Source organism: Rhodoplanes roseus (assembly GCF_003258865.1).
Classification (GTDB): domain Bacteria; phylum Pseudomonadota; class Alphaproteobacteria; order Rhizobiales; family Xanthobacteraceae; genus Rhodoplanes; species Rhodoplanes roseus.
In genome coordinates this window covers 1-3,820 of the sequence record NZ_NPEX01000412.1, presented here as the reverse complement: position 1 = coordinate 3,820, position 3,820 = coordinate 1, and the positions used below count along the sequence as shown (strand labels likewise).

At 69.6% G+C, this 3,820-nt stretch carries 4 protein-coding genes; 2 read left to right on the top strand and 2 right to left on the bottom strand.

The window, feature by feature from the left end:
• Window positions 1-115: 115 nt before the first annotated feature.
• Both gmd and CH341_RS29240 read right to left on the bottom strand, forming a co-directional pair.
• Window positions 116-1,180 (bottom strand): GDP-mannose 4,6-dehydratase, encoded by a 1,065-nt coding sequence (gmd, locus tag CH341_RS29245; RefSeq protein WP_111422813.1) that lies wholly within the window; start codon window positions 1,178-1,180, stop codon window positions 116-118.
• 97 nt (window positions 1,181-1,277) lie between these two features.
• Complete coding sequence (locus tag CH341_RS29240; RefSeq protein ID WP_111422811.1) at window positions 1,278-1,931, bottom strand: septation protein A; 654 nt, start codon at window positions 1,929-1,931, stop codon at window positions 1,278-1,280.
• A gap of 273 nt (window positions 1,932-2,204) precedes the next feature.
• Here CH341_RS29240 and CH341_RS29235 point away from each other — a divergent pair, with 273 nt between their 5' ends.
• Together CH341_RS29235 and CH341_RS29230 are read left to right on the top strand one after the other, a co-directional pair.
• Window positions 2,205-2,453 (top strand): hypothetical protein, encoded by a 249-nt coding sequence (locus tag CH341_RS29235; RefSeq protein WP_111422809.1) that lies wholly within the window; start codon window positions 2,205-2,207, stop codon window positions 2,451-2,453.
• A 206-nt stretch (window positions 2,454-2,659) separates the two neighbouring features.
• Window positions 2,660-3,784 carry a hypothetical protein gene (locus tag CH341_RS29230; protein ID WP_111422806.1) on the top strand — a complete coding sequence of 375 codons (1,125 nt, stop codon included), beginning with the start codon at window positions 2,660-2,662 and terminating at the stop codon, window positions 3,782-3,784.
• Window positions 3,785-3,820 lie beyond the last annotated feature (36 nt).

The following is a 3,820-nucleotide window of genomic DNA, read 5'->3' as shown; positions in this document are numbered from 1 at the left end:
GTCGATCAGCCGACCGCCGACCGCATGGTGTCGCGCTGCCTGGAGGAGGGGATCGACTTCTTCGACACCGCCAACGCTCGTTATCAGAAATCCAGACCGATGATTCGTTTGATCGTCAGATCCGCACGCCGGCATTGTGCCGGCGCAGCGCTTCGAGATCGGCGTCGACCATCTCCTCGACGAGCTGGTCGAAGCTGACGCGGTGGCGCCAGCCGAGCTGCTCGCGCGCCTTGGTCGGATCGCCGAGCAGCTGATGCACCTCGGTCGGCCGGAAATAGCGCGGATCGACCTCGACGACGACGTCGCCGCTCGCCCTGTCGACGCCCTTCTCCTCGACGCCCTCGCCCTGCCAGGCGATGGTGCGGCCGGCGCGCGCGAAAGCCTTCTCGGTGAACTCGCGCACCGTGTGGGTCTCGCCGGTCGCCAGCACGTAGTCGCCGGGCTCGGCCTGCTGGCAGATCCGCCACATGCCCTCGACATAGTCGCGCGCATGGCCCCAGTCGCGCTTGGCGTCGAGATTGCCGAGAAACAGCTTCTCCTGCACGCCCGAGACGATCGCGGCGACGGCGCGGGTGATCTTGCGGGTCACGAAAGTCTCGCCGCGGATCGGGCTCTCGTGGTTGAACAGGATGCCGTTCGACGCGTGGATGCCGTAGGCCTCGCGGTAGTTCACCGTGATCCAGTAGGCGTAGAGCTTGGCGACCGCGTAGGGCGAGCGCGGATAGAACGGCGTCGACTCGCGCTGCGGCACCTCCTGGACGAGCCCGTAGAGCTCGGAGGTCGACGCCTGATAGAAGCGCACCTGCTTCTGCAGCCCGAGAATCCGGATCGCCTCGAGCAGCCGCAGCGTGCCGAGCCCATCGGCGTTGGCGGTGTATTCGGGCGTCTCGAAGCTCACCGCGACATGGCTCTGGGCCGCGAGATTGTAGATCTCGGTCGGCTGCGTCTCCTGCACGACCCGCAGCAGATTGGTCGAGTCGGTGAGGTCGCCGTAATGCAGCGTCAGCGGCACGCCGTGCTCGTGCGGATCGTGCAGCACGTGATCGATGCGGCCGGTGTTGAACGACGACGACCGGCGCCGCAGCCCGTGCACCGTGTAGCCCCTGGCCAGCAGGAACTCCGCCAGATAGGCGCCGTCCTGTCCGGTGATTCCGGTGATCAGTGCAATGCGTTCAGCCATGCCGCGCCCGCTCGGTCCGTTGCGTCGGGACCCACCGGTCGCCGGGGCGTCCCGATGGTGCGGAGGGCTTCGCAAACTGCGGCCCGCATTGCAAGGGCTATTCGGCTTCCGTTCTGCGCATGGCGGAGGGCGGGGAAACGGGCGGCACGGGCGCGGATCCGGCCGGCGCGGCGGCCTCGTCGGCCTGCGCCGGATCGGGCTCGGCGGCGTGGCGCGCCAGCAGCCGAACCTGCAGGACGGCGAACAGGAAGGTCAGCGGCACGAAGCCGAACAGCTTGAAGTTCACCCAGAAGTCAGTCGACTGCGTGCGCCAGACCAGCTCGTTGACGGCCGCCATCACCAGGAAGAACACGGCCCAGCGCACCGTCAGCTTGCGCCAGCCCTCGTCGGTCAGGTCGAACACGCTGTCGAACACCATCGCGAGCAGCGGCCGGTCGCGCCAGAGGCCGACCGCCAGCACGATCGCGAACAGGAGGTAGATCAGGGTCGGCTTGAGCTTGATGAAGGTCTCGTCGTGCAGCACCAGGGTCAGGCTGCCGAACACCAGGACGATCACGGCCGAGACGACGGGCATCAGCGGAAGATGCCGGGTCAGCACCCACGACACCACGAGCGCCGCCACCACGGCCACCATGAAGGTGGCGGTCGCGGCGAAGATGCCGAATTTCGCATTGGCGACGAAGAACAGCACCAGCGGGCCGACGTCGAGCGCGACCTTGAGGGCGGGATTCATGCGAGCGGCGGCGGCCATGCGGGTTCCGGTGCGGTCGACGGGACGGCAGCACCTAGCACGAGGCTCCCGCGCCGCGCCACTGCCGCGCCCGCGCCGCAGCGCCGCACGGCCGGTGCCAGAGTCGGGGCGCGCGCAGCGGTCGGGCTAGTCAGCGGTACGGCGACGCCACGCGTGTGACTCCTCAGCCACAGCTCATGGCTGTCCGCGGTGAACATCTGGTCAAAATCATGGTTACAAATTGACCGGCTGTGAAAAGGCCCCACACTGACGAATCAGGGGAGCGAGGCAGCCATGTCGGATTTCAGGATCAAAGACTTTCTGGACCGGCTCGGGAGCCTCGGGCTGCTGTTCTCGGCCACCCGGATGGCGGACGGCAGCATCCGCCTCAATCAGTGGCGCGGCATCAACTACTACGACAACGAGGACGAGATCCGCACGATCTGGTCCGAGGCCATGACCGGGCACGAGAGCCGCGCCCAGGACATCGCCCGTTATGTCGAGCTGACGCAGAGCCGCGCACGTCCTCTCAAAGCCGCCTGAGCGGCCGCCGATCCGCTTCGTCCAGCGCACGCGCATCGCCGGGCTCCACTGCGGGTGGCCGTAAAGCCACGCCAACCGCGCCCCGATCGCGCCCAAGAATCGGCCTCACCACCCCACGAATTCGCCCCTCCGATCTGGTCGAAGACCCTCCGGGGAACAGCCGTGCCGACACCCTCGCGGTGTCGCGGACGGCGGAGGGGAAGCGAATGAGATCATGGATCGCCGTCCTGGCCGCGGGATCGCTGCTCGCCGCGGCGCTCTCGGTCGATGCCGGTTCGGCCCGAGCCGAGCCGGCCGATGCCGAGCCCACGGTCGCAACGACGAGCGCCAAGGCGCCGATCGCGACGGCAACGCCGGACGCGGCGGCCGGACAGAGCGGCGGGCCGTTCACGTCCTCCGAATCCGTGCTGCACTTCATCCATGCCTACCGGTCGCGGCCGGAGCCCGGGCGCGTCGCGGCCGCCTACAAGACGGCGAGCCAGGCCGGCGCGCTGGCGACGCCCGAGGCCGCCGGCCTCTATGTCGGCTTCCTGGCCGGCGTGATCGCGGCACAGCCGACCCGGGCCGACCGGCTGATCGCCGCCATGGTGCCGTTCCCGCCGGCCGACGGCTGGGTCATCGTGCGAGCCATCGCCTATTCAGGCCATCCCGACTGGAAGGGCCTGCTGGCCCGCAATGCGGCGCGCTTCCCGCAGCACCGCGCCATGGTCGAGGCCTATGTGAACGACCGCATGCCGACTCTCGACCGGCTGGCGATCGACGACGATCCCTCCGTCTGGACACGCATGCGGGGCTGGCTGCGGGTCGGCGAGGCGGCGCCCAAGACGCCGGCGCTCGCGGTCGGGCCGGACGTGCTGGACACGCTGTGGGGTCTCTATTTCGCCAGCGGCGACGCCGCCCCGATCGGCCGCATCGTCGCGCTGCTGCCGTGGTCGCTGGAGCGCGACGACCTCGATCGCCTCACGGTCGGCAGCATGGCGAAGTTCACGCTGGTCGCCAATGGGGCGCGCGACCCGGCGCTGCTGGCGCTGCTGCGGGCCGAGCTGCAGACCCAGCCGCCGGGGACCGCCGCGGTGCTGAAGGATGCGATCCTGGCCGCCGAGACGGTCGATGTCGGGCGCGTGCGCAAGGAGGCACTGGCCGCCATCCGGGCGCTGGAGAAGTCCGGCGGCCGGCGCGAGCCGTCGCTGTGGGGCCGCATCGGCGAGGGGGCGATGTCGTTCGGCTGTGTCGCCGCCGCCGCCATCGGGCAGGTCGCGCTCGGCCTGCCCTGCGTGGTCGGCGGCGCCCTCACCTCGGCGGCGCTGCACTATTTCGACAAGTCGAACTGATCAGCGCACGCCGTCGCCGCGCAGCGGCTCCGGCTC